Annotated in this window: 28 protein-coding genes; 8 read left to right on the forward strand and 20 right to left on the reverse strand. The window is 38.0% G+C overall.

All coding sequences use genetic code 11. The features are described from left to right. Nucleotides 1-86: 86 nt before the first annotated feature. The 6 genes from FAR12_RS14260 to FAR12_RS14285 all read right to left on the reverse strand — a co-directional run bounded on the left by FAR12_RS14260 (nt 87) and on the right by FAR12_RS14285 (nt 3,487). Complete coding sequence (locus tag FAR12_RS14260) at nt 87-221, reverse strand: YjcZ family sporulation protein (protein WP_126409380.1); 135 nt, start codon at nt 219-221, stop codon at nt 87-89. 99 nt (nt 222-320) lie between these two features. Next, the gene (gene spoVAE / locus FAR12_RS14265; protein ID WP_126409382.1) at nt 321-677 is read right to left on the reverse strand and encodes a stage V sporulation protein AE; all 357 of its coding nucleotides are present in this window, start codon (nt 675-677) and stop codon (nt 321-323) included. A gap of 14 nt (nt 678-691) precedes the next feature. After that, nucleotides 692-1,708 carry a stage V sporulation protein AD gene (spoVAD, locus tag FAR12_RS14270; RefSeq protein WP_126409384.1) on the reverse strand — a complete coding sequence of 339 codons (1,017 nt, stop codon included), beginning with the start codon at nt 1,706-1,708 and terminating at the stop codon, nt 692-694. Further along, nucleotides 1,708-2,181 (reverse strand): stage V sporulation protein AC, encoded by a 474-nt coding sequence (spoVAC, locus tag FAR12_RS14275; protein WP_126409386.1) that lies wholly within the window; start codon nt 2,179-2,181, stop codon nt 1,708-1,710. The genes spoVAD and spoVAC overlap by 1 nt, the downstream gene beginning before the upstream one ends. A 13-nt stretch (nt 2,182-2,194) precedes the next feature. Then, entirely contained in the window at nt 2,195-2,665 is a 471-nt protein-coding gene (locus tag FAR12_RS14280; RefSeq protein ID WP_126409388.1) for a YhcN/YlaJ family sporulation lipoprotein, read from the reverse strand. A gap of 471 nt (nt 2,666-3,136) precedes the next feature. Further along, entirely contained in the window at nt 3,137-3,487 is a 351-nt protein-coding gene (locus FAR12_RS14285; protein WP_126409390.1) for a DUF1360 domain-containing protein, read from the reverse strand. Between the two features lie 131 nt (nt 3,488-3,618). Here FAR12_RS14285 and FAR12_RS14290 point away from each other — a divergent pair, with 131 nt between their 5' ends. Next, nucleotides 3,619-4,116 (forward strand): CotY/CotZ family spore coat protein, encoded by a 498-nt coding sequence (locus tag FAR12_RS14290; protein WP_126409392.1) that lies wholly within the window; start codon nt 3,619-3,621, stop codon nt 4,114-4,116. Nucleotides 4,117-4,182: 66 nt separating this feature from the next. Here FAR12_RS14290 and FAR12_RS14295 read toward each other — a convergent pair whose 3' ends face one another. The 3 genes from FAR12_RS14295 to FAR12_RS14305 form a co-directional block, all read right to left on the reverse strand. Continuing rightward, nucleotides 4,183-4,701: a CotO family spore coat protein gene (locus FAR12_RS14295; RefSeq protein ID WP_170972210.1), complete on the reverse strand. Its 519-nt coding sequence runs from the start codon at nt 4,699-4,701 to the stop codon at nt 4,183-4,185. Between the two features lie 321 nt (nt 4,702-5,022). After that, nucleotides 5,023-5,793 (reverse strand): enoyl-ACP reductase FabI, encoded by a 771-nt coding sequence (gene fabI / locus FAR12_RS14300; RefSeq protein WP_126409396.1) that lies wholly within the window; start codon nt 5,791-5,793, stop codon nt 5,023-5,025. 598 nt (nt 5,794-6,391) lie between these two features. Then, nucleotides 6,392-8,263 carry a monovalent cation:proton antiporter family protein gene (locus FAR12_RS14305; protein WP_126409398.1) on the reverse strand — a complete coding sequence of 624 codons (1,872 nt, stop codon included), beginning with the start codon at nt 8,261-8,263 and terminating at the stop codon, nt 6,392-6,394. 144 nt (nt 8,264-8,407) lie between these two features. Between FAR12_RS14305 and prpE the strand changes: the two genes are divergently transcribed. Further along, nucleotides 8,408-9,148: a bis(5'-nucleosyl)-tetraphosphatase PrpE gene (gene prpE, locus FAR12_RS14310; protein ID WP_126409399.1), complete on the forward strand. Its 741-nt coding sequence runs from the start codon at nt 8,408-8,410 to the stop codon at nt 9,146-9,148. Here prpE and FAR12_RS14315 read toward each other — a convergent pair. The 4 genes from FAR12_RS14315 to FAR12_RS14330 all read right to left on the reverse strand — a co-directional run bounded on the left by FAR12_RS14315 (nt 9,143) and on the right by FAR12_RS14330 (nt 12,001). Then, nucleotides 9,143-10,027: an RluA family pseudouridine synthase gene (locus FAR12_RS14315; protein ID WP_126409401.1), complete on the reverse strand. Its 885-nt coding sequence runs from the start codon at nt 10,025-10,027 to the stop codon at nt 9,143-9,145. The genes prpE and FAR12_RS14315 overlap by 6 nt on opposite strands. Before the next feature lie 22 nt (nt 10,028-10,049). Next, nucleotides 10,050-10,844 carry an NAD kinase gene (locus FAR12_RS14320; protein WP_126409403.1) on the reverse strand — a complete coding sequence of 265 codons (795 nt, stop codon included), beginning with the start codon at nt 10,842-10,844 and terminating at the stop codon, nt 10,050-10,052. 34 nt (nt 10,845-10,878) lie between these two features. Beyond that, nucleotides 10,879-11,547, reverse strand: coding sequence for a GTP diphosphokinase (gene yjbM, locus FAR12_RS14325; protein ID WP_126409405.1), 669 nt, complete (start codon nt 11,545-11,547; stop codon nt 10,879-10,881). 85 nt (nt 11,548-11,632) lie between these two features. Next, nucleotides 11,633-12,001, reverse strand: a complete 369-nt coding sequence (locus FAR12_RS14330) for a UPF0738 family protein (RefSeq protein ID WP_126409407.1) — start codon at nt 11,999-12,001, stop codon at nt 11,633-11,635. A gap of 148 nt (nt 12,002-12,149) precedes the next feature. Here FAR12_RS14330 and FAR12_RS14335 point away from each other — a divergent pair, with 148 nt between their 5' ends. The 5 genes from FAR12_RS14335 to FAR12_RS24245 all read left to right on the forward strand — a co-directional run bounded on the left by FAR12_RS14335 (nt 12,150) and on the right by FAR12_RS24245 (nt 15,469). Beyond that, nucleotides 12,150-12,731 (forward strand): CYTH domain-containing protein, encoded by a 582-nt coding sequence (locus tag FAR12_RS14335; RefSeq protein ID WP_126409409.1) that lies wholly within the window; start codon nt 12,150-12,152, stop codon nt 12,729-12,731. A 21-nt stretch (nt 12,732-12,752) separates the two neighbouring features. Then, entirely contained in the window at nt 12,753-13,373 is a 621-nt protein-coding gene (locus tag FAR12_RS14340) for a lytic transglycosylase domain-containing protein (protein ID WP_126409411.1), read from the forward strand. Between the two features lie 191 nt (nt 13,374-13,564). After that, complete coding sequence (locus FAR12_RS14345; RefSeq protein WP_126409413.1) at nt 13,565-13,969, forward strand: globin domain-containing protein; 405 nt, start codon at nt 13,565-13,567, stop codon at nt 13,967-13,969. Then, on the forward strand, nt 13,966-14,838 hold the full coding sequence (locus tag FAR12_RS14350) for a ClpXP adapter SpxH family protein (RefSeq protein WP_246010400.1): 873 nt from the start codon (nt 13,966-13,968) through the stop codon (nt 14,836-14,838). Before FAR12_RS14345 ends, FAR12_RS14350 begins: the two co-directional genes overlap by 4 nt. 481 nt (nt 14,839-15,319) lie before the next feature. After that, nucleotides 15,320-15,469, forward strand: a complete 150-nt coding sequence (locus FAR12_RS24245; protein ID WP_488154034.1) for a hypothetical protein — start codon at nt 15,320-15,322, stop codon at nt 15,467-15,469. A gap of 131 nt (nt 15,470-15,600) precedes the next feature. Here the strand turns inward: FAR12_RS24245 and pepF are convergent, their stop codons facing one another. The 6 genes from pepF to FAR12_RS14380 form a co-directional block, all read right to left on the reverse strand. After that, on the reverse strand, nt 15,601-17,418 hold the full coding sequence (gene pepF / locus FAR12_RS14355) for an oligoendopeptidase F (RefSeq protein WP_126409415.1): 1,818 nt from the start codon (nt 17,416-17,418) through the stop codon (nt 15,601-15,603). A 94-nt stretch (nt 17,419-17,512) separates the two neighbouring features. Further along, nucleotides 17,513-18,694, reverse strand: a complete 1,182-nt coding sequence (locus FAR12_RS14360; RefSeq protein ID WP_170972211.1) for a competence protein CoiA — start codon at nt 18,692-18,694, stop codon at nt 17,513-17,515. A gap of 91 nt (nt 18,695-18,785) precedes the next feature. Further along, complete coding sequence (cls, locus tag FAR12_RS14365) at nt 18,786-20,297, reverse strand: cardiolipin synthase (RefSeq protein ID WP_126409419.1); 1,512 nt, start codon at nt 20,295-20,297, stop codon at nt 18,786-18,788. Nucleotides 20,298-20,358: 61 nt separating this feature from the next. Continuing rightward, on the reverse strand, nt 20,359-21,024 hold the full coding sequence (gene mecA / locus FAR12_RS14370) for an adaptor protein MecA (protein WP_126409421.1): 666 nt from the start codon (nt 21,022-21,024) through the stop codon (nt 20,359-20,361). A 405-nt stretch (nt 21,025-21,429) separates the two neighbouring features. Further along, nucleotides 21,430-21,825 carry a transcriptional regulator SpxA gene (gene spxA, locus FAR12_RS14375; RefSeq protein WP_126409423.1) on the reverse strand — a complete coding sequence of 132 codons (396 nt, stop codon included), beginning with the start codon at nt 21,823-21,825 and terminating at the stop codon, nt 21,430-21,432. 338 nt (nt 21,826-22,163) lie between these two features. Next, nucleotides 22,164-22,739, reverse strand: coding sequence for a GNAT family N-acetyltransferase (locus tag FAR12_RS14380; RefSeq protein WP_126409425.1), 576 nt, complete (start codon nt 22,737-22,739; stop codon nt 22,164-22,166). 174 nt (nt 22,740-22,913) lie between these two features. Here FAR12_RS14380 and FAR12_RS14385 point away from each other — a divergent pair, with 174 nt between their 5' ends. After that, complete coding sequence (locus tag FAR12_RS14385; RefSeq protein ID WP_126409426.1) at nt 22,914-23,099, forward strand: hypothetical protein; 186 nt, start codon at nt 22,914-22,916, stop codon at nt 23,097-23,099. Between the two features lie 26 nt (nt 23,100-23,125). On the opposite strand, the gene FAR12_RS14390 is transcribed toward FAR12_RS14385, so the two are convergent. Next, complete coding sequence (locus tag FAR12_RS14390; RefSeq protein ID WP_126409428.1) at nt 23,126-24,325, reverse strand: putative glycoside hydrolase; 1,200 nt, start codon at nt 24,323-24,325, stop codon at nt 23,126-23,128. Nucleotides 24,326-24,860: the final 535 nt, after the last annotated feature.

A 24,860-nucleotide genomic window follows, 5' to 3' on the forward strand; every position in this document is an offset into this window, starting at 1 on the left:
TTTACTCTCGTCTTTACCAATTCATGTCAACAAAAAAAGAAATGCCGCTTATTTAACGGCATTCCTCCTGACTTGTTTGCTAATTATTAGTTGTAGAAGCTAGCTCCAACAATAATTAACAAAATAAACAATACAACGATTAATACGAAGGTTGAACCTCCATAGCCACCGCCGCCATAACCGTAGCCACCATAGCCACAGCCTCCATATCCGAAGCCCATATATGTCACCTCGCTTTAATGGTGTCACAAGTAACATATGTGGGACATGAAAAAAGTGTATAGGCTTTGTACTAGAATTGGCTTGTCTTTGGAGTGTAATTACCCTTTTGGCTTAAACAAAAGCGCTCCGAGAAAAGCAAATACGATCGCAGCAGAAATTCCGGAGCTTGTTACCTCAAACATCCCTGTCAAGACTCCTACCAAACCATGTTGTTCCGCTTCCTGTAACGCACCATGTACAAGGGTATTACCAAAATTCGTAATCGGAACCGTCGCCCCTGCTCCAGCAAAGTCAGCTAATGGTTCATATAAACCAAGTCCATCGAGAATCGCGCCCATCACAACAAGCAGGCTCAACGTATGTCCTGGAGTTAACTTGGCCACATCAAACATTATCTGCCCGATTACGCAAATGAGCCCACCAATCACAAATGCCCAGAAAAACATTGGTAGCATGCTTCTTCCTCCTTTTAAATATCCATCTCAATCGCTACGGCATGAGCAATACACGGAATACTTTCACTCTGTTGGTAAGTAAGCGGCGATAACAAAGCACCTGTCGCGACAACGAGAATTTTTTTGTACGTCCCCTTCATCATTTCCTTCATGATATGTCCGTACAACACTGCAGCTGAGCACCCTGCCCCGCTTGCCCCAGCCTGAACGGGCTGGTCGTCTTTATAGATCAGGAGCCCACAATCCTGAAATTTCTCTCGTTCAAACTTAATCCCATTTTTTTGCAAGAGTTCATATGTGACATTCTGACCAATCCGTGCCAAATCCCCTGTCAAAATTAAATCGTAATAGTCCGGATCTAAATTCATATCCTTAAAGTGAGCTGTAATCGTATCTGCAGCAGCTGGTGCCATAGCACCTCCCATGTTAAAAGGATCAGTCATCCCAAGGTCGACCACTTTCCCAATTGTTGCAGAGGTGACGACTGGCAGCCCCTTTTCATTTTCATGTTTTTTAACAAGGGCAGCACCAGCCCCCGTCACAGTCCATTGGGCAGTTGGTGGTTTTTGTCCGCCATACTCCGTTGGATAGCGAAATTGCTTTTCCGTTGCCGCATTATGACTCGAAGCACCTGTTAAAATATAGTCAGCTCCCTCATAATTGATCAGAAACGAGGCAAGTGCGAGTCCCTCCATGGAAGTCGAGCAGGCACCGAAAATACCTAAATAGGGCACCTCAATAGTTCGAGCGGCTAGGCTAGAAGGAGTAATCTGATTGATTAAATCACCTGCAATAAAAAATTGTACATCATCTTTTTTCTTGTTGGCTTTTTCCAGAGCGGTTTTGGATGCTTCCTCCATTAACACACGCTGTGCTTTCTCATAGGAGTCCTCTCCCATCCATAAATCATCATGGAGAATATCAAAATCAGCTGCAAGCCTTCCATTGGCTTCAAAAGGTCCACCAGACACACCGGTCGAAACAATCACTGGTTTATTCGCAAAGACCCATGTTTGCTGTCCTTTACGCATTATATAACCCCCCACTTAATGAGAAGTGTCTTAATTAAAGCTACAATAAACGCGGAAAATACACCAAATAAAATAACAGAACCTGCTAATTTAAACATATTCCCACCTACACCAAGAACAAAGCCTTCCGTCCGATGTTCAATCGCTGCAGAAATGACCGCATTCCCAAAACCCGTAACAGGTACCGCACTACCTGCACCAGCAAATTGTCCAATATGATCGTAGACGCCAAATCCCGTTAAAAGCATTGAGAAAAAGACCATTGTGGCAACAGTTGGATTCCCTGATGTCTGTTCGGTAAAATTAAAAAAGTATATGTAGAAATAACTCACAGCTTGTCCGAGCAAACAGAAGAGGCCACCTACAAAGAAAGCCTTAATGCAGTTCTTAAAAACAGGTCTTTTCGCTTCATACTTTTTTTCCAGAGATTGATATTGCTGTTGTTTTTTTGATTTACTATCCTTATTCCCCATCGCCAAGCTCCTTTCATGTCAGTTCTTTCTTCAGCTTGATAATTTCCTGCAGCTTTTTCTCTGCTTCCTTTTGAGAATAGTTTGAATCCTTCATATTTTCTTCTAGCTCAACTGCCTCAAGGAAAATTTTATAATCGCTTGATACAATAAAATTCTCTTCCGGGTATTTATCTTCTAAACGCTTGTTAATATCTTTTTCAATTCTCTTCATGTGAAACCTTTGCATATGCTTCACCTTGTAGGCAACGAGAATATCCTCCTTACCTTTTATAACAGCCACATCATAGAGTTCATCAAAGTCTTCAATATCCTTTTCAACGGATCGAACAAGCTCTTGGTCTTTCTTTGTGTCTTTGCCAATGGTAACCGGAGTTGGATTGGTTGTTTTGATTAGCGAAATTCCGCTCTCTTTTGGGCCGTCATTGTTACATCCACCTACAAGGACTGTACCCATCACGATAAATAGAATTAAACACTTTCTCATTTAGGATTCCCTTCCTCTACTACATCTGTATATTCCTTTATTATTTTCCTCGTCCTTTTCAAAAAATATGAACTTTTACCATTAAATATCCACTACCAATATTTTCTTCATATCTTTCACAGATGTCACCAAACTGGAAAAACAAAAAGGCCATCCAAAAGTAAACGCCTTTTAGACAGCCTCCCCTATATTAAGTAATCAAGCCTTACAACTTCTTTAACTAACGAGAGCTCTTCTTCCCACATCCACAACCTTTTTTCTTAGTAGTTGTATTAAGCGTTTTATTTGCCGGAAGCGGTTGAAGCGGTCTGTTTTTATTTGCTGCATTTTGTAATCTCACGAATCTTCTCTCCCATCCTAATTAAATTTTCCCTAAACACAGTTGAAATCAGTACCGATATGATACATTATGCAATTTGATTAAAGCATGTATATGTCCTTTACCCAGTTTTTTTTAAATACCCACATTCATTAAAGTAATCTTTGCACAACCGTCTCAATTATCGCGGCAATCCCCGCAACGGCCAAAATGATCAAAATGGGTGTAGCGTAGGCCGGCCAGTAAAAATAAAATATACAGATTGCAAGTGTAGACCATATTCCAGTACACCAATAACAGCTCAGCAATTCACCCATAAAGTTCGTGAATAAGCCCTTTTTCGGAACAAAATAGACTTCCTCTTGTCCATCTAGGTTCACTTCAATTTCTTCCTCAAAAAATGGTGCTCTTAAAAATTCAGTAATTTTATCAAAAACAATCAATCTCGTTAATCGAAAACTGGCTAAAGAGATAATCACTATTTCCATCCAAGAAATTGTCATTCTAGTCATCCCTTATCAATTAATAATTTTGCCCATTTTTAGGAAACAAGGCGTTTGTCCGTTACCCAAACGCCCTTATAGCAATATGTTATTAATGTAATATTACATCTAAGAATAAGGAGGAAAAACAAATGGGTTGTGGAAAAAAAGACGATGTATTAGGCGTTAGTCGCGACAACTGTGTATGTGAAGTTGTTCGTGCTATCAAAGACATCCAAGATGCAGCTGAAGATGTTTGTGAATGTCCTACTAACTGCTTCCAGGAACCACTTGGTTCTTTAGTTAATCCAACAAAAAGAAATCGTGTAGATACTCGCGTGTTCACATTAAAAACTGCAGATGGTTCTCCTTTCCATGCATTCTTTAGAGATGATAAATGTGCGTGCGTGTCTATCTTCTTCCGCGTAGAAGAAGTCTTTGATAATTGCTGCGCAACTTTACGTGTCATCAAGCCAGTGAAACACGATGGTGAAGCAGTTGATTTAACTAAAGGCGGCAAAATCGATTTAGGCGCTGTATGCGAAGTAGATCGTTTCGAAAGAACTGACGATTGTGTAACAGTTGACTTAAGCTGCTTCTGTGCAATTCAATGTATCGCCGATGTAGATTTAGACATTTGTGAAGACTAAGAAAAGAATCATTCTTTAGTCAAAGAGCCAGTCTGTTTCGACTGGCTCTTTCTGATCGAGCATTTTTCAACGAAATCCGATCATTTTTACTTCGGCGAGATCTTTGATTGCAATGGTTACTACCTTTTTATCAAAAAGTCGAACGACCACATCATGCAAATTTTTCTCAACCAAGGTTCCTCGTAGCGACCCATTTTCTGTTGTGAATATACATGGAATCGGAGGTAATTGAGGAGGAAACCTTTCTAAGTAGTCAAGCTTTTCCACTAAGTCCATTTCTTTAAATGACTTGAGTCTTCTAAGACCAAATCCCCCTCGATTCGGCTCCTGCACCGTTTGTGCCTGCTCATAATCTTCTATCGTTTGTTGAATCTCCTTAGACGTTAAGGTCGTTTCTCTCTTCTTAACTTCTTGTTCTAATGATCCTCTACTTTTTCGATCAATTCCATCATCCATTTTGGTTTCTTCTTTAAAACTGTCAACTTTTTTAGCTGAAAAGGATTTCTGCATGATACCTTCCGGAAATTTAAATCCTGGCTGATGAATATATAGTAGGGGCTCCCTTTTCTTCTGTTCCTTATTCAAATTGCTTGCACCTCCCCATACAATTGATTCTTTCTATATGTATGCCGAAGGGTTTATTTCGTTTCCAAGTGAGCCTTATTTTTCGGATCAAAAAAGCCCACCCCGCAAAAAGGTGAGCTTGTTCAAATTATAAAGTCTAGTTTCGTATAGATGTGATTTCGTAAAAACCCAAGGACCGGTTTTTACTTCTTTTATACTAAATGGCGGTACCCATATTAATGGTGAAGGCACTTTTCTCACATACAATACATTTCTTGCATCAATTACCTTGTCTACTAACTAAATATGTGTCAGATAGCATAAAGTTCGAGAAAAGAGCCATTAAAGAATATGGTACCCAGAATCGACGTGAAGATTTTCTCCTGTCATCCCGCGAGATAAGTCGCTGAATAGGAAAAGTGCTGTATCTCCAACCTCTTCAGGTGTTGTTGTTTTTCTTAAAGGAGCTTTCTCCTCGATCTCTTTCAGGATTGAATTGAAATCACTAATTCCTTTTGCTGATAATGTACGAATTGGACCAGCAGAAATAGAGTTTACACGGATAGCTTGTGGTCCTAAATCATTTGCTAAGTATCTTACACTTGCATCTAGAGAAGCCTTCGCTACACCCATAACATTGTAGTTTTGTACGACACGCTCACCACCTAAGTACGTAAGCGTTACGATGCTTCCACCTTCTGTCATTAAACCTCTTGCTTCTTTGGCAACAGCTGTTAAAGAATAAGCGCTGATATTGTGTGCTAACAAGAACCCATCACGAGTAGTGTTCATATACTCACCTTGAAGCTCTTCTTTATTAGCAAAAGCGATACAATGTGCAACTCCGTGGATCGTTCCTACTTCATTCTTAATTGTTGCAAAGCATTTCGCAATGTCTTCGTCCACTGTGACATCACATGGTAAGACAAGACAGTTATTGTCTTCTAATGAATCAACAAGTTCTCTTACGCTTTTTTCTAATCTTTCCCCTACATAAGTAAAAATCAAACGAGCTCCTGCATTATGAAGAGAACGAGCAATTCCCCATGCAATACTACGTTTATTTGCAACTCCCATTACGACTATATTTTTTCCTTCTAAAGAAAGAGTCATTTAAAATTACCTCCGCTTTTTACACATTTTTTTTATTGAATATTGTTTTTTTCGTAAATGTCCTAAACCCGACATTTACACCACCTATGTGGTTTATTGCTACAAATTTTTTCTGCACGGCACTTTTCGCCACCATTTACGGTTTTTAAGAGGAAATATTACTATACATTTGACCATGTACTATCAAAAGACAAATTGTCCGCGAAAAGAGCCTCTTTATAACAAGTTATTAGTACCTACTACTAATTTTATCTTATTTTCTCCAAAAAGAAAAGCGGCAATACGTTTGAATCTATCAAATTTCAAAATGCATGGTCGATACATTATGAAATGACTCACGTACTGCCGCTCTTTTATCATTTTTACGCTGTTTTCTTATTGATTGTTATTTTTTCGTAAAAGTCCTAATTTTTTTCTTCGAAAAAAATCTAAAGCCGACATTTACACCTCCTATGTGGATTAGTGCTACAGATTATTTTTGCACGGCACTTTTCGCAAACTTTTATTGTCTTTAAGAGGTACTATCGCTTTGTCATTTAATGAATTTTTATCTACAAGTAACAATCTATGCGAAAAGAGCCTTTTTACTAGAACTGTTCTAGCACCATTCACAAAACTCTAGTTCACGTTTTAGTTCATCCACATACTCTTTTGTACCGGTCACAATTAATCGGTCATTCAGCTGTAGTTCTGTGTCACCATGTGGGACGATCGAATCCTTGCCACGGAAAATCCGAACAAAGATGATATCCCCTGTAAAAGGAAATCTTCTAATTGTCATGCCCTCAAATTGGTCATTCAACAGACGGATTTCATAAAGTGCTGTTTCTTGGTTCGTCAGAATACTCATCACGCGAGGAGACTCGATTAGAGCCCGTAGAAGTGCTTTCGATGAATTGTAGACCGAATACACCTCGACGCCTTCTTCTCTTAATCCTTCCTCTAAGTCAGGACTTTCAATCCGGACAATAACGCGCTCGACACCTTTTTCCTTGATCGCGATCGCAAGTGTCGCATTGATTTCATCATCACCTGTCGTAACAACAACCACATCTGCGGAGAATACATCCGTATTTTCCAACGCTTCTATCGAAAATTGATCTATCTCCTGAATCTCGAATAAGGAATCGGCGATTTGTGCTCCCTCTTCCTTCGATTGTTTTGTATGATACAAAGTGGTTTCATACAAGGAAGATTTTAATTCACGTGAAATCGGTAAAGTTAGCTGGTTTGCACCTATAAAAGCCACTTTTAGCTGTTTTGATTCCACTCTTTCTCGTGGTAAAAGATTTTTAAAGACAATTGGTGTAATTACACAAGTTATAACTGCTACAAGAATTAGAGTCCCGCTCATTTCTGCAGTGAGAACTCCCATCCGCTCTCCAATTGTGGCAGCGGCAATAACAAGTGATAACGTTGATGTTAAAAGAAAACCTGAAGCTACCACGGTTTTTGTATCATACCAAGCTTTTAAAACAGCAATTGGAATAAGCTTCGAAACAAGTAAGGCAATTAAAAGCAACGGAATTAACATTAACATTTTCGGGTCACCAAATAATTGCCAAATATCTAAATCAACACCGACCATGACGAAGAAAATCGGAATTAAGAAGCCATAGCCAAAGGAATCAAGCTTATGAACAAGCTCCTGATCAGGTGCCAAGAGGGATACCAATACCCCTGCTAAAAATGCCCCGAGGATATTCTCTGCACCAACAGTTTCGGAAATACCTACTAACAAAATAATTAAGGTAAATACAGCACGTGTTCCGATTTGAATGGTTCCGGTCGACATGTTTTGAATGAGCTTATTCCCTTTAAATCTACGACCTACAAAGTATAAAATCAGTCCTGCTCCAAAAAGAATCAGTAAAAGCCAAGTATTTCCTTGTCCACCATCGTAAAGCGATACGAAAACAGCGAGCAGGATCATCGTTACTAAATCGGCAATAACTGCGACAAGCAGGATGATTTGTCCAATATTTGTTTTCATTAAATGTGCTTCTTTTAGAGTTGGAACGACTACTCCTAATGAAATGGTAGAAATGATTAATGTCATTAAAAATGCATTATCAATAAAGCCTGCAAGGACAAATAAATAAGATAAACCATAGGAAACGATAAAAATGCCAATAAAGACAACAGATGCGACAAAAAAGCCATTCGGTTCATCTTTTCCATTTGGTAACTTTTCCTTTTTCTTATTCTTATTACTCGTAAAAGCTGAAAAATCGATCTCGAGACCACTCAAGAACATCAAGAAGATAAAGCCTAAAGTAGAAAGTGTCTCTAGCCACATATCCTCATGAACGAGATCGAAACCACTTTTTCCAATGATGAGACCCATTAATATTTCTGCTACGACAACGGGAATAAAATTAAGTTTGAAACGATGAAGTAAGATGGGTGTTAAAAATGCGATGATGATCACAATAACCAAGGATGCAACGGAGGCACCATGTTCTTCCATTTACAACTCCTCCTTTATGTATGATTTCAAAACTGAAATGATATTTTTTTGGCAGTTTATAATTATTTATCCTACTAAAGCTCCTAGTCATGATGCAAACAATAAGGTTGGGTATAATATCAAATAAAAACAAAGGAGTCTCTCATGAAACTTGATATTATTGGAGATATTCATGGCTGTTTTCATGAATTTCATGAATTAACGAAACAGCTAAATTATGATTGGACAAGTGGGTTCCCGATTCATCCTCAAGGTCGACGGCTTGCTTTTGTCGGTGATTTAACCGATCGCGGTCCCCAGTCACTTAAGGTAATTGAAGTCGTTTGGAAGCTCGTGATTAAAGAAAAACTGGCTTTTTATACGCCTGGCAACCATTGCAATAAGCTGTATCGCTATTTCATAGGAAACAAAGTACAGGTAACACACGGATTAGAAACGACTGTGGCTGAGTATGAAGCGCTCGATTCAAAAAATCAATCCAGAATAAAGAAAATGTTTATCGAGCTATACGAGCAAAACCCTTTACACCAGGTGCTCGATGATGGCCAGCTTGTGATTGCTCATGCAGGGATTCGTGAGGATTATATCGGAAAGGAAAATTCAAAGGTAAAAACATTTGTCTTGTATGGAGACATTACAGGAGAAAAACACCCTGATGGCTCTCCTATTCGACGCGACTGGGCGAAACATTACAAAGGGAATAGAACCATCGTTTACGGTCATACGCCTGTAAAAGAACCAAGAATTCTTAACAATACATACAATATCGACACTGGAGCTGTCTTTGGTGGCAAATTGACAGCTCTACAGTATCCAGAAATGACATTGGTCTCTGTTCCATCAACCATGCCTTTTGTGGCGGAAAAATTCAAAGAGATTTTATAGTAACTCTTTCATGTCATCGGCCAAGTCACACGCAAAACGCAACTCATTTTTTTCTATCGGATGGATAAAGGTAAGCTTCGCGCAGTGAAGAGCTTGCCTTTTTATACGTGAAGTCTCCCCTCCATAAAGGTCGTCCCCTAATAATGGATGGCCAATATGAGAAAGGTGTACACGTATTTGATGCGTTCTACCCGTTTCTAATTGAAGCTTCACATGGGCAAATGTGGAGTATTGCTTGAGGACCTCAAAGTGCGTACAAGCATATTGCCCTCCATCCTGGACTTCTCTTTCAATGATGCTATCGCTTTTTCTCCCAATTGGTTTTTCAATTGTACCTTTAGTTTCGGAAAAAATCCCTTCAGCAAAGGCCTCATAATTCCGTTTTAAAGTACCTTCTTTTTGCTGTTTGCTCATTAAATGATGGATATGACGATGCTTCGCGATCAGTACAAGTCCTGATGTGTCTCGATCTAATCTCGTGACAATATGAACGGTAGTTGCTAATTCTATTTTTTTGTAGTACCCAATAATGGCATTCGCTAAGCTTCCGCTTGGATGTTCACGAGATGGAATTGTGCTCATTCCAGCCGGCTTATTAACAACAAGAACATAATCATCCTCATACAAAATATGAAGGGGGATATTTTCCCCCTCCATCGATTCACTTATGGACTCTGGTGGGAACTCAACGAGAAGTAAGTCCCCTTCACTCAATGGTTTTCGGACCGTAACTTCTTCTCCATTAAGCTTAATACTACCACCAGAAAATTTAATATCCGTCAGGGCTGTCTTCGAAATTTCCTGCTCCTTCAAAAATCCTCGAATGAGCTTACCTTCATCAGCCCTTTGAATCTTCCACTCTAATGTATATTTAGACAATCTACATACTCCCTTGCTAGTGTTAGTCAGAAATAAATGAATCACGAACCCTTTTCCAAAACGGAAATGGTCTGAAACGGGCAAAACGAATTTTCTCGTCTGCCACGCGAAATTGAATCGACTTTACATCCTTATGAAGTAAGGTTAAATGGTCAACCGTCATCTGAAAATCTGGATTGTTTACAGGCTTAAGCATACAAGTGTGATGAGCTGGTAAAACCAATGGCGAACCAACTGTACGAAATACACGATTATTAATTGAAGCCATCTCAGCTAACTGAATAGCTGGGATCGATGGGTGCAGAATTGCTCCGCCCAACGCTTTATTATAAGCCGTACTTCCTGATGGAGTAGATAAGCATAAGCCATCCCCACGAAAACGTTCGAACAGCTGTCCTCTTATTTCAACATCCATTACAAGGGTCGCATCGACACTTTTTACCGTGGATTCATTTAATGCTAAATAACGGCTTTCCTTTCCCCCATGAGAATAGCGCACAATTACTTCAAGAAGCGGGTATTCCACGACCTGAAACGGAGTCTTAGCAATCGCAATTACGAGCTTTTCAATCTCCTCAGGAGTCCAATCGGCATAAAACCCTAAATGTCCCGTATGAACACCGACAAAAGCCGTCTTATCTAGTCTATTTTTATATCGATGAAAGGCGTAAAGAAGCGTTCCATCTCCTCCAACAGAAATGACAATGTCAGGCTTATCCTCATCATAAACAAGATTGAAATCCTGTAAATAAGACCTCATTTTATGCATTAGTGTATTTGATTTTGAATCCCCTTTTGAAGTAATCGCAAAATTCATCATTCTGACTCCTCTATTTAATCGGCTATTTTATTTATTCTGATTGTCCATTTAAATTGGTGAGTTCGCTGTTCTCATCTTGATGTAGTTCTTTTTTTCTTGTAAAAAAGGCTTGCGCTTCTTGTATTTCGCCCCTAATCAATGACATTTCCTCATCTAGACGGAACGCTGCTTCAGCTGCCCTTTGTAGTCGAAGTTGGATAGCCTCTGGAAACTGTCCTTTATATTTATAATTCAAAGAATGCTCAATCGTTGCCCAAAAATTCATTGCTAAAGTGCGAATCTGAATTTCCACAAGGATTTTCTTTTCTCCTGATATCATTTGGACAGGATAGCGAATGACTACATGGTAAGAACGATATCCGCTTTCCTTTTTATTAGAAATATAATTTCGTTCTTCGACGATTTCAAAGTCGTTTCGTTTCCTGAGAAGCTCAACTACTGGGCCAATATCATCGACAAACTGACACATCATTCGAAGTCCTGCAATGTCCTGCATTTCTGTTTCCAATTTATTTAAAGGGATTCCCTTTTGCTTTGCTTTGTCGAGAATACTTGCAATCGGCTTTACGCGACCTGTGACAAATTCTATTGGTGATGGATTCGAGGCTAACTCAAATTGTCCCCTCATCCCTTTTAATTTAATCTTTAATTCATCAACCGCTTGCTTATATGGTGCTAAAAACTGGTCCCAATTTTTCAACGTTCGTTTCACCTCATCCGAAGTTTTCTAGCATGTTCCTAGAACAAGCTGATCTTTTCTCTCTTTGACGGATGATCAGCAGAAGTTAAAAACAAGCTTCTACTTTTGCAACCATTTCCTCGCCATAATTGCCATTTCCTTTTATGTTTTCTACGAGATACTCCAGCTCTTCGAAAAAATTCTCAAGTTCAAGCTGTTCTGTACTATTACTTAAGTAAACATTTGCCTGTGAATCCATTCCTCGCTTTAATTCTGGCCAAAAGTCCTCTTTGATCGCAAGATATGTATATTCATCATTTATTTCTAGAACATAAACAAAGGACAAACCGTCAGAATCAACGAGCATTTGCCCAGTTGCTTTAACCTCACTCAAATTTGTTTCAGGTTCGACTAGAAGTGCTATTTCATTTTTATCTGTTGTATTTGTTTTTATGACTAATAATTTTTCTCTCATAATTTCAACTCCCATACTTCACCATTTTACCATAAACCACTCATTTATTCACACTTCTAGGAAGTAGCCCCAGCTTCATAAATAAGGTACAATTTGATTATTGTTAAGTTTGAGAAGAGAGCCATTGTTATAGAGAGGATTGAAATAGATGTCTCAGAATATCGAAATAGAATTTAAAAACCTTTTAACAGAATCAGAGTTTATGCAATTAAAAAGCTTTTTAGACATAGACAACTCCAAGTTCATTAAACAGGATAACCATTATTTCGATACAGCCAATTTTGCATTAAAGGAACTTGGTTGTGCGTTAAGAATCCGTTTTAAAAATGGACACTATGAATTAACTTTGAAAGAACCTCATCCAGAAGGACTTCTTGAAACGAACCAGACAATTTCTGAACAGGCAGCAACCGAAATGCTAGAAAACAATGTAATCATCGAAGGTCCTGTTAAGGAACGATTAGTAGAGCACCATATTCCTCTTGAAGAGTTGGTTCTATTTGGCACCTTATCGACAGAGCGGGCTGAACAAGACTTTCAAGGTGGCTTAATCGTTTTAGATTATAGTACCTATTTAAATCATTTTGATTATGAGTTAGAATATGAAGTACATGACTATCAAAAAGGCAAAGAGATATTTGAAAATCTATTAAGCCAATTAAATATACCAATAAGAACGACTAAAAATAAAATTCGCAGGTTTTATCAAGCAAAGTTCAATCAGAAATAGGCTCATCAAGGAGAATTTATTATGAATGTTGAACAATTAAAAGTAATGCTACAGCTACAAGCTTTACAAAATTTTAATAGCTCTTCGACTGGTACAGGAAGTTCTCTTTTTCAAGAAATGATTAATGAAATCCTTGTTAGCAGTCAGGAGTCTTTATTGACAGGGTCGGAAACAGAAGAAAACACGGAAACACTTACCTCGTTCCCAATGTCAACTTCACTTCCACCACTTAGCTTAACAAAGCTATCAGCTTCTTCAGGTGAGAAGTCTAATTTTGATGCGTTGATTGAAGAGGCAGCAAGTAAATACAACCTGCCTGTATCGTTAATTAAATCCGTTATTAAGCAAGAGTCTAATTTTAATGCAAATGCTATTAGCTCTGCTGGTGCCTCTGGGCTTATGCAGCTTATGCCAGGAACAGCAAAGCATTTAGGTGTTTCCAATGTATTTGACCCGAAGGAAAACATCTTTGGCGGAAGCAAATATTTAAGACAAATGCTTGATAAATATGATAATAATGTGGAGCTTGCATTAGCTGCTTATAACGCAGGTCCAGGAAACGTGGACAAATTCGGAGGAATCCCTCCTTTCAAAGAAACGCAAAACTATGTAAAGAAAATCACTAGTAATCTAATGGCATAATGAGAAACCCTGTCTAAATCGACAGGGTTTTAATTTAGATAATTTTTCCTATTCTTCTATCTACGAGCCAATTGTTTGAGATATTGCTTTCTCATTGATAAAATAAAGGAAACTCGCAAGACGGATAGTACATTTGGCACCTAATGTCCCAATTTTTATGGATAGGAGCCATCACAAAGGAGTTTTCATTTATGGAGAATATGTCCACACCATTTGAAGTAATTGGTGAAGAAAAATTACATCAGTTAATCGATGCTTTTTACAGCAAAGTTGGCCAGCATCCAGATTTGGTTCCTATTTTCCCAAATGACCTTTCTGAAACAGCACGAAAACAAAAGCAATTTATGACACAATTTTTAGGTGGCCCTTCTTTATATACGGAGGAGCATGGACACCCAATGCTACGGGCACGACACATGCCTTTTGAAATCACAGAAACCCGGGCAAAGGCATGGCTATCTTGTATGGAAGAAGCCATGGATGAAGTCGGACTTGACGGAATGCTTAGAGAGTATTTTTACTCAAGACTCGTATTGACTGCCGAGCATATGATTAACACATCTGAAAAGGAAGACATGAAAGGTGAAGGCTTGTGAGCGAAAAAAGTTATAAAACGTCCTCTTCTCATCATTGTCACGGCTCAGAGAAAAAACCACTTGAAATTTATATGTTCATAGACCCGTTATGTCCAGAGTGCTGGGCCCTAGAACCTGTGTTGAAAAAACTACAGATTGAATATGGTCGTTATTTTTCCATCAAGCATGTGATCAGCGGGAAATTGGCGATGTTAAATATATCAACAAAGCAGCATTTCGAGAACATAGCCGATCTTTGGGAAAAAACAGCCTCTCGTACAGGTATGTCCTGTGATGGTTCGCTATGGTTTGAGAACCCAGTTTCTTCCCCTCATATTGTATCGGTTGCTATAAAGGCAGCGGAACTACAAGGAAGAAGAGCTGGAAACCGCTTTTTGAGAAAGCTTCAAGAAGAGCTTTTCTTTGGGAAGCAAAACATTTCCAATCAGGAAATTTTAAAAGGTTGTGCTCAGGCGGCTGGATTAGATGTAGATGAGTTCATATCTGATCTGCATTCGGATAGTGCAGCAAAAGCATTCCAATGCGATTTAAAAATCACCTCTGAAATGGAAGTTCAGGAAATTCCTACTCTCGTCTTTTTTAACGAAAACATTGAAGATGAAGGGATCAAGATTACCGGCGAGTATCCATATCAAGTGTATGAGCAAATCTTATTCGAAATGCTACCGAACACACCTGAACGTTCCAATCCCCCTCCAATCGAAGCGTTCTTGAAGCACTTTCAATTGGTCGCATCCAAGGAGATTGCAGTCGTGTATAACATGTCTGTAGGGGAAGTCGAAAAAGAAATGAAGAAGCTCCAATTAAAACAAATAGTAGAACAGCTGCCAGCGAAATACGGTGTGTTTTGGAGATATGTGAATTCATAATTGAATATGTAAATATAAGAAGATGCAGTTACTTACAGGCTTATTGAAAACGTTTGTCTTTCAAGGCGCGAAGCCTTGGGAGGAGCGGAGTTACCATTGTAGGTAATGAGCACCGGACAAGGCGAAGCAACGAAGAAAGCGAACGTTTGCCAATTGCCTGTAAACATGAAAAGGCCGTGCAAACCATTCTGATTGCACGGCCTTTTCCTATTTAAATACGAACAAAGGGGATGGGAGAAATTTTTCACGGTCAAACAAAGGGGTATGTTTGTTTGTGATTAACTTCACGATATAAATATAACACGCATTTCAATATTCGACAATAAATTTGTGCTTTCTTTCACAATATTGTCAAAAACATATACTAGAGCCATACAGATGAAGCAAAGTATACATGATTATCCCTTTTGTGAATATAATCGAGACAAGGAGTCTTTTGGGCAAAGGGGCTGTTTTCATGAAAAATATACCGTTGATTCTCATGCTGCTGTTTATTATATTTGCTTTTCTCTTTAACTTGTTAGGACTCATGCATTTAGTTTCAATTTTTATCACGTCACCCATATTATTTATCGCTTTATTGATTTTCATCGTTTATTTGAATGATCGGAATCGATTTAAAGGGTTTTGATGAGGATTTTTTTGGTATGTCGGCGGATATCGGTCTTTATTTGAATATTTCGGTCTTCAAAAAATTATATCAGTCTAGACCCCAAATCAACACATAAAAAGGCGGTCCCGCAAACAAGACCACCTTCCCTTTTATGACAACAAGCTTTCCATCTCGTTGAGTCTTTCTTCAAACACCTTTAATGCTGCTTCAATTGGCTCAGAGCTTGTCATATCTACCCCAGCCTTCTTCAATACTTCAATCGGATAGTCTGAGCTACCTGATTTTAAGAATTCAAGATAGCGGTCAACTGCTGGCTGACCCTCATCAATAATTTGCTGGCTTAAGGCAGTTGCTGCACTAAAACCAGTCGCATATTGGTACACATAATAATTGTAGTAGAAGTGAGGAATTCTAGACCATTCAAGACCAATTTCCTCATCGATCACCATGTTTTCTCCACCGAAGTATTTCACATTTAAGTCGTAGTACTCTTTTGTCAACAACTCCGCAGTTAAAGCTTCATGATTTTGAGCTTTTTGGTGAATGAGATGCTCAAATTCAGCAAACATGGTTTGACGGAAGACTGTTCCTCTGAAGCCTTCTAAATAATGATTTAACAAGTATAATCTCTTTTGCTCATCATCTATTGTCTTTAATAAGTAATCATTCAGAAGATTTTCGTTACAAGTAGACGCTACTTCTGCCACAAAAATTGAATAATCTCCATATGCGTAAGGCTGTGTCTTTCTTGTGTAATAGCTATGAACAGAATGACCAAACTCATGAGCAAGGGTGAAAAGGTTATTCACATTGTCCTGCCAGTTCATAAGAATGTATGGATTTGTTCCGTACGTACCAGAAGAATACGCACCTGAACGTTTTCCCTTGTTTTCATGAACATCGACCCAACGATTTTCAAAGCCTTCCTTCAGGACATTCAAATAATCTTCTCCAAGTGGAGCAAGTCCCTTCAGAATCATTTCCTTCGCTTCGTCATAAGGAATCTCCATTTTTACATCCTTCACGAGCGGAGTAAATAAGTCATACATATGAAGCTCGTCGACTCCTAAGACCTTCTTTCTTAGGTTCACATAGCGATGTAATAACGGCAAATACTTGTTAACCGTATTCACTAAGTTTTCATAAACAGTCTCAGGGATATTATTAGCTGATAATGCCGCATGTCTCGCAGAACTGTAATTGCGAATCTTCGCGTTAAAATTATCTTTCTTCACCTGACCGCTTAAAGTACTAGAGAATGTATTTTTAAACTTTCCATACGTGTCATACACTGCTTTAAATGCATCCTTACGAACTCGGACATCTGTGCTTTCAAGGAAGCGAATATAACGCCCGTGCGTAACTTCTACTTCTTCCCCATTTTCATCCTTGATACTTGGGAATTCTAAATCAGCATTGTTTAACATTCCAAATGTATTGCTTGAAGCATCCATTACTTCAGAAGCTTCCGCTAATAGAGCCTCTTGTTCAGCTGTTAAAACATGTGGACGTTGCAAATTGATTTCTTCTAAAGCATGCTTATATAATTTCAGCTCTTCTTTTTCTTCTAAGAAACCATTAATTTTCCCCTCATCAATTGAAAGGATTTCAGGAACGACGTACGCAAGAGCACTTGCTACTTGGGAATATAATCCCTTGATACGGCCATCCATGCCTTGATAGAAGGAATTTGTCGTATCTTGGTCATAACGCATATGAGCATATGTATACAGCTTACTAATGCGCTCTAAAATTTGATCCTGCTTTTGCAACGCTTCGTATAGTACATCGGCACTTTCAGCCAACTTACCTTGATATGCAGCAACGCCGGGAATTAATTCCGCGACTGCTTTAAATTCCTTTTCCCATTCATCATCAGTAGCAAAAATATCTTCTAATCTCCATGTATCTTCTACTTTAATTTCACTTCTTGTTGGGAGTTTCTTTACAGCAGTTTCTGTTCCCATTCCATTACCTCCATTCAATTGTTTCGAAATTCGAAAAATTATCATCTCTACATTATTTTAGCTCAAGGGGGTTGTTTTAACAATTGTGGACCTATCAATTTTCATAATATTCTTGATAGAACTTCACTTCCTCCTTTAGCCGCTCTTCCATATTGTTTGCTATCTTGATTTCTTTATCAATCAAATATATGTTGTTTTCCTTCTTTTTTAGCACACCGATTTGTGTCAATGCTACTAAATAATCTTGAATCACAAAAGGAAGTGGATTTCGATGCATACAAGGTAAATCTCTTACTACCAATTGCTTTTCCTTTAACCTTTTTAGAATCGTCTTGTACGCATCCTGAAAACGGACGATCGTACCAGGCTCTCGGCCAAAAAGATGCTCTAAAAATAGATAAGTCTGCCAAATAAAGGGAGCTGTTTCAATCGCGTAATTTTGCTTCAATGGAAGTCCAACGTAAGATGGAAGAGTATACGGATGTAGTGTGTGGGAATAAAGTTCGAATAAGAATAGGTCCTGTAAGGCCTGTCCATTGGTAATGAGAGTATTCTTATACAGAAGCAGATCACTGCTCCAATATTTTAGTGATGGGGAAAAAGTAATCTTTGGTTCGATCAGGTCTTGCACAGTCCATTTTTCTAGAGGCTTGCAAAAAATGCTAGCATAAGCCGTTCTTGTCGTTAGGGAAATCAGATTTTCTAAGCGGATGAATTGATTCGTTTGAGGACAATAAGCTGGGAGATACACTTCGCGGTTAGCCGTTTCTTTTAAAAATAGATAGTGGAAGCTGGTTAAGGATAGTTTGTGAGTTTGTTTGCGGTTAATATTTTTCCCACCCAAAATCCAAATCGGGTGTAGTGATAATTTCCGATAGCCTTCTGTTCGCTTTCGAAAAACCTCTGCTGAGATTGTCGAGCACTGAAATTCGATGCAAAAAGTCTTTTCTTCATAAGTAAAAGCAATATCTGCACGTTGTTTAATCACTGGATAATAACATTCCATTTCCGGGGACAATCCTTGTGTTTCCAACCATTCAAACAGTTTAATCTTACCAGACATGTGATATTCTGATTCCCGGTCGTATTCTGTGCATTCACTTCCTTTTTCATGAGCAAAGTGAGGAATTCGCTGCGTCCCTATTTTCAAGATCAATTTTTCCGAGCAACTCCGACAATAGAACTCTTCCTTTTTTCGAATCGCCTCCAACTGATTCCGACTATACTTTTCAGCCAATGTGATCGTTTCACCAGAATTCAATTTTGCTGTCAGCAAGGCAACCTCTCCTTTCTCTGAGATCTATTCTCTTCGGATTGGCTAATTCCTTTTTTCTTGCAAAAAAAACCCTGGGCCACTGACCAGGATTCTATAAAAAAGGCGATAGCAATCTCGACAACGATTCCAACAATCGATACCCTAAATGACGTTTATTGAAATCCTCCACTTGAAGTAAGGTCGAATCCTCAATATCCTGCAAATAACCTTCCACAAGTTTCTTCGTGCTTTTTGTATTATATAAAAAGGCATTGACCTCAAAATTCAAGTGAAAGCTCCGCATATCCATATTGGAAGTTCCAATCGAAGCTAACGTGTCATCTACGATAATCATTTTACTATGCATAAATCCTTTTTCGTATTGATAAATGTTCACACCAGCTTCAAGAAGATCAGGAAAATACGAGCGGGAAGCATGAAAAACAATCCGCTTGTCTGGTTTATTCGGTACAAGTAGCTTTACATCAATCCCGCTTAAGCTCGCTATCCTTATCGCACTAAGAATATCCTCATCCGGAATAAAATATGGCGAAGCAATCCAGACTGATTTTTTCGCAGAAGTAATCATCGCGAAGAAAATATTCTTAATAACACTCCACTCATTATCCGGCCCACCTGCGATTAATTGAACGCCTCCATGATTGTTTTCGATCAAGACTGGTGATAGATATTCCACGGTTAAAAGACTCTCATTCGTCATATAGAACCAATCCTGCAAGAATATCAGCTGAAGAGAACGAACAGCTTCTCCCCTTAGCCATAAATGAGTATCGCGCCAATGTCCGAAATACTTATTTCTCCCCAAATACTCATCGCCAATATTGATACCTCCCACAAAGCCGATACTGCCGTCGATAACAATAATTTTACGATGATTACGGAAATTGAACTTATTGTTTAGAATTGGGATTTTAACAGGGCCAAAAGGAACAACCTCCACACCTGCTGCCTTTAATTGCTTTATGTATCTTCTCGAAAGCTTCCAAGAACCTACAGCATCATATAAAAAACGAACCTTTACCCCTTCTAGTGCTTTCGTAATTAAAATATTCTTGATTTTTTCCCCAAGGCTATCATCGCGAACAATATAATATTCCAGATGAATATGGTCGTTTGCCTCTTTCAAAGCATGAATGACTTCTCTAAATGTCTCTTCCCCATTGAGTAATACTTTTGTTTCCGTGCGGAAGGTAATCGGGCTATTCCCGACTTTATGGGCTAGGGCAAAAAGCTTCCGTTGATCAGCATCCATTTCTTCAATTCTTTCAATGCTGTGGTATTCAACGTCCCCTTCAACTTTCATAAAGGTTTGTTTATCAAATAAATACTTTTTTCGGAACATCTTTTCCTTTCGAAAACTTCGACCGAATAACAAATAAAAGATAAATCCTACAAGGGGAAAGCTGCCAAGGACAATTAACCATGTCAGGGTTTGAGTCGGATGACGATTTTCTAGGAAGATGACAAAACCGATAAAGATAACAGAGAGCGTTGTAATGATGCTTAGGTAGCCTAATACACCACCTTCAATATACCCTTTTAAAAGAAAATAAAGTCCAGTCAAAACCCCAATATATATAATCAATCTGACAGTATTTTTCAAGTAGCCTCACCTACCTCACATTACACTAAAAAACCGATTTCATCTCTGAAATCGGCATTTATTATTGGAAGTATTTTCTTACTTCTGCAAAAACATCTTCAGAAATAATGACCTTCCCGTACTCTTCTACTCGATGAAAGGTTACCTGGGTCTCCACACCATACTCGAGAAGCATACTTAAGCTATCATCTATATCATCTTCATCGAAGTCTTCCTCAAGAAATTCAACATACAAATAGTATTTTCCATCGAAAGAATATAACTTAGTTATTAAAGAATCTAAAATATTTCGATTTGAAAGAGCAATTAAATCCTCGAAATCATTGAAAGCAAGCAGGAATTCCAATGAACCATCGTAGGGACCTTCAAGATCAGGATTCTTTGTTTGAAAATGCTGATCAAGCAGCTCTTCAATTCGTTCCTCTGCTGAGAAATCCTTCAGCTTATCCTCAGGAATCGGAAGCTCGAACTTCTGTCCATCCTTCGAAACTTGCGCTTTTGTTACAAGTACTTCTAGTCCTTTATCCAAAGCTTGGACTTGTATCCAAAGGGGGCCTTCAATCATGAATTCTTCCTCTTGATGAACTTCATCCATCATTTCCCAAAACAATTCTTCACTGCGTTCCCGATTGTACCAAATTTCTTCACGATCAAACCCGCGTTCTTCTATATCACCGTAAGAAATGTAAAACTTAACAGTATTATCATTAATACGTTCGATTTCCATCCAGTAACCTCTCCCTTCTTGCATTATTGGAAGGGAATAAATACCCCCATGCAGAATACATGTTACCCTTTACTCACTAATCTCAATCGCACACGTGCAAGTAAATTGTATTGTTACCTTGTACTTATATTTTATGATAAAAAGAAGATAAAGGGAAATAAAATGTAACCTATTTATAAAAACCATTATATGCCTAATTGTGGTCAAATAAGCTACAACTTAATCAATTTCAAGGTCGTCTTAAATAGAACGTTTCTACCGCATACACAGCTTTTCTTGAATTATGACCTCATAAAATAAACCAAGTTGAAACCTATTTGTAGTATCTTATCAGATATTACTCTATCCTACAATTATTTCGAATTAAACAAAAAACCCTCGATACAAATGATCGAAGGTTAAGATTTAGTTAACAAGACGCCTAGCTTCTTGAAGTTGAAATGTACGTACTTTTCTCGGAAGAAAACGACGAATTTCATCTTCGTTGTAGCCAACTTGAAGTCGCTTTTCATCAATGATAATTGGGCGACGAAGCAATCCTGGATTGTCCTTAATGAGCTCAAGTAAATGCGGAAGTGGCATTGTTTCCAAATTCACATTTAACTTTTGAAATGTTTTAGATCTAGTTGAAATGATTTCATCTGTACCGTCCTCTGTCATACGAAGAATTTCTTTAATTTCTTCAATGGAGAGTGGTTCAGAAAATACATTCCGCTCACTATAAGGTATTTCATGCTCTTCAAGCCAAGCTTTTGCTTTACGGCAAGATGTGCAACTAGGTGAAGTGTATAATGTAACCATTTTTACTCACACTCCTTTAATGTCGACATATATAGAAAATCTATATTAGATCTATACTCTAAATTAAAATAACTTTAAAGTAGAAATTATATAAAACATTATACACCTTTTCTATTTAAAAAGGTATAGTTTTTTGAGGAATCACGCGATTGTCTTACTTGCTTGTACATAAATTTCTACACTCTCTATATAAGACGTATCATACGCGAAAAAGTTTCATTTTTTTACTATTTCCATGAAAATATTTTTTAAGTATCGTAACCCTCTATAAATCTCGAATTCAAGGGATATTATTCTCAATTGAAAAATGAAAATGAAAAAATGTAAGAAAATTTTGGTTATACATCCTTTAATACATCCGCCTTGTTTCCGTCCTCTTCAAAGGTGAGAACCTCTTCCACCGGTTGATAATTTTTCCCATAAATTTGTTTGTCTTTATAAGTATGGATGGACTCATAAGTTTTCTTCATAGCATCATAAATGACATCTTCACTTTCATTATTAGGAGCCCAATACAAAATTTCCATTTCATTTACTTCTTTTGTTGCAAGGGAACGCCTTCTATAACCAATGGATTTAGCATGTTCAAATCCTTCTCTTTTATAAAATTTCAAACGTTTCTCTGTATCACTATCCTTATAATTAACCGGCTCAACTTCCAAAATGATGGGCTTCTCTTTGTCTTTTAATTTTTCAATAAGCTTATGCCCCAGACCTTGACCACGCGCATCCTTTGAGACAAACAAATAATCAATGAACACAAAATAGTCAAATTCAGCATACATAAGAACATGCAAAGGACTCTCATCCTTATAGTATATATCAGATCGCTCCCTCAATAATGTCTCCATATGGTCCTGTGATTTCATTTCTTCGACAGGAAAATATTGATTTAATTTTTCATACCAGTGCATCGACGATCACGTCCTTCGCTCATTCAATTGTTACCTTTCCCTATTATTCATTGAATAAAACTTTTTTAAACGAATTTTCCTCTTTAAATACGGTTGAAGTTCTTTTAAAATGGAGGTAGGGGATTCAAAATTTTTAGAAGAATGCTTTCGTAAAATAAAAGCAGGGGGTTTGTCATGGCTGAGTACATATTTGATTTAGCTATTGTCGCAATTCTAATTATCGGAATAACAGCTTTAATGGGTGTTATGTTACATGGAATTGGCACCAAGATTTTTGGTGGGAAAAACCGCTCAGAGTTCGTAGATAAATCTATGAGAATGCAAACTGGTTGGAAAAATGTAGGCGGATTCAAAAAATAAACTGAGACGAAATTGTCTCAGTTTTTTTATGGAGTATAATCCACATTTTTCGTATAACTATTACCGGCATTCCAAATCAAGAATTCCTTAACGCCTTGATCATTTAACGCTTTGATTTGTTCTTCTACTTCTTGTTTTCCATACTGTTTATAATTTCCTTCCCCTAACCATGAAGCTGTAAAATCTTGCAGCCATGGCCTAGAGATTGGGGGATTTTCTAATTTAGAAAGAATACTTTTTTCCACCTTGGTATACTCACTCACTAGTCTATAAGGCTCTAAGTCTGGCTTGGCGATACCAAAATAAGACGTCCAATGACTTGGATAGATCATCGATGAAATAACATCTATCTGATTACTAATTTTTGAGAAGTTTTGCCCAATCCCTGGTGCTTCTGAAAGGGTTGCGGTATAGCCAAATATGTCTACTGACACCTTTACATCGTAAGGTTTTAGCTGCTCTTTTGCATATGCAACAAAATCAGTTACTGCTTGAACACGTTTCTGCACATTCTCCATGTCTAATTGCTCGTAGTCACCCATCGAATAGCTCAATGACTTATCCCTTGTTTCAAAGCCCTCTGGAAAGCGAACATAATCAAATTGGATTTCTTGAAATCCTAGCTTTGCCGCTTCTATCGCGATTCCGATATTATAATCCCAGACTTCCTTTAGAAATGGATTAACAAAGGATTCGCCTCTCCCGTTTTCCCAAACACTTGAGCCCTCTTTGAAGGATAATTCAGGCTTACTTTTAGCAAGAATAGAATCCTTAAACACAACAACTCGTGCTATCGGATAAACTTGTTTCTGCTCCAATGTCTTTATCATTTCAGCGGGATTTTTTATATAGGGTTTTCCTATTTGTTTATATGGTGATGTCTCTTCTGGAACATAGGTTAAATTTCCCCAATCATCCTTCAAATCTATAACCATCGCATTCAAGTCAGTCTCGTCCATTAATTTGACCAATTGAGCAAATTTTGCACCACCTGCTGAATGTCCGGTTACATAGACACCTCGTACTGCATCAGGATATTGAAAGGAGTAGCCACTTTCAAACTTGAACCGTTTCATCTGCTCCGGTAACTCTCTTAAAAGAGATTCATGCTCACGCCCCGACATGACCCCTGATGTTTTGTATTCATGCTCTTTAGCAAAAACGATGCTTGCCCCTGGATATGTTCCAACCATTAAAACAAGCACGACTAACACTCGGTACAACATTCCTTTTATCCCCTTTTCCCCTGCTGACTTCATTTTCAAAGTTAGGAAACTATATATCTAGTTATTATTTTATCGTTAAATTCGGGCATAAGCTATGACCCATTTTTTGAATCTAGTGAATTTTTAAGGAGGATAGTCATGATTTGTTCATGCATTTTTAGAAAATCGGTAAACATAGTCCATTTCATTGACAGAATTCACCCAAACCAGCCGATAGTTGTCATTCATCTCCTGTTTGATTGACACAATTCACTCAATCTAGCTAATAGTTGTCATTCATTTCCTGTTTGATTGACACAATTCTCCCAATCTAGCTAATAGCTGTCATTCATCTCCTGTTTGATTGACACATTTCACTCAATCTAGCTAATAGTTGTCATTCATTACCTGTTTGATTGACACAATTCTCCCAATCTAGGATTAAGTCCATATAATTGTGTAAAAACAAAAAGAGTCAAATTAATTCCTTTTGGTCACAATGGTTATCAACGACGAAAAACATTGTGGAGGGAATTAATTATGACTCAGTTTCAGT

Source organism: Bacillus yapensis, from assembly GCF_005280205.1.
GTDB classification, from domain to species: Bacteria; Bacillota; Bacilli; order Bacillales; family Cytobacillaceae; genus Robertmurraya; species Robertmurraya yapensis.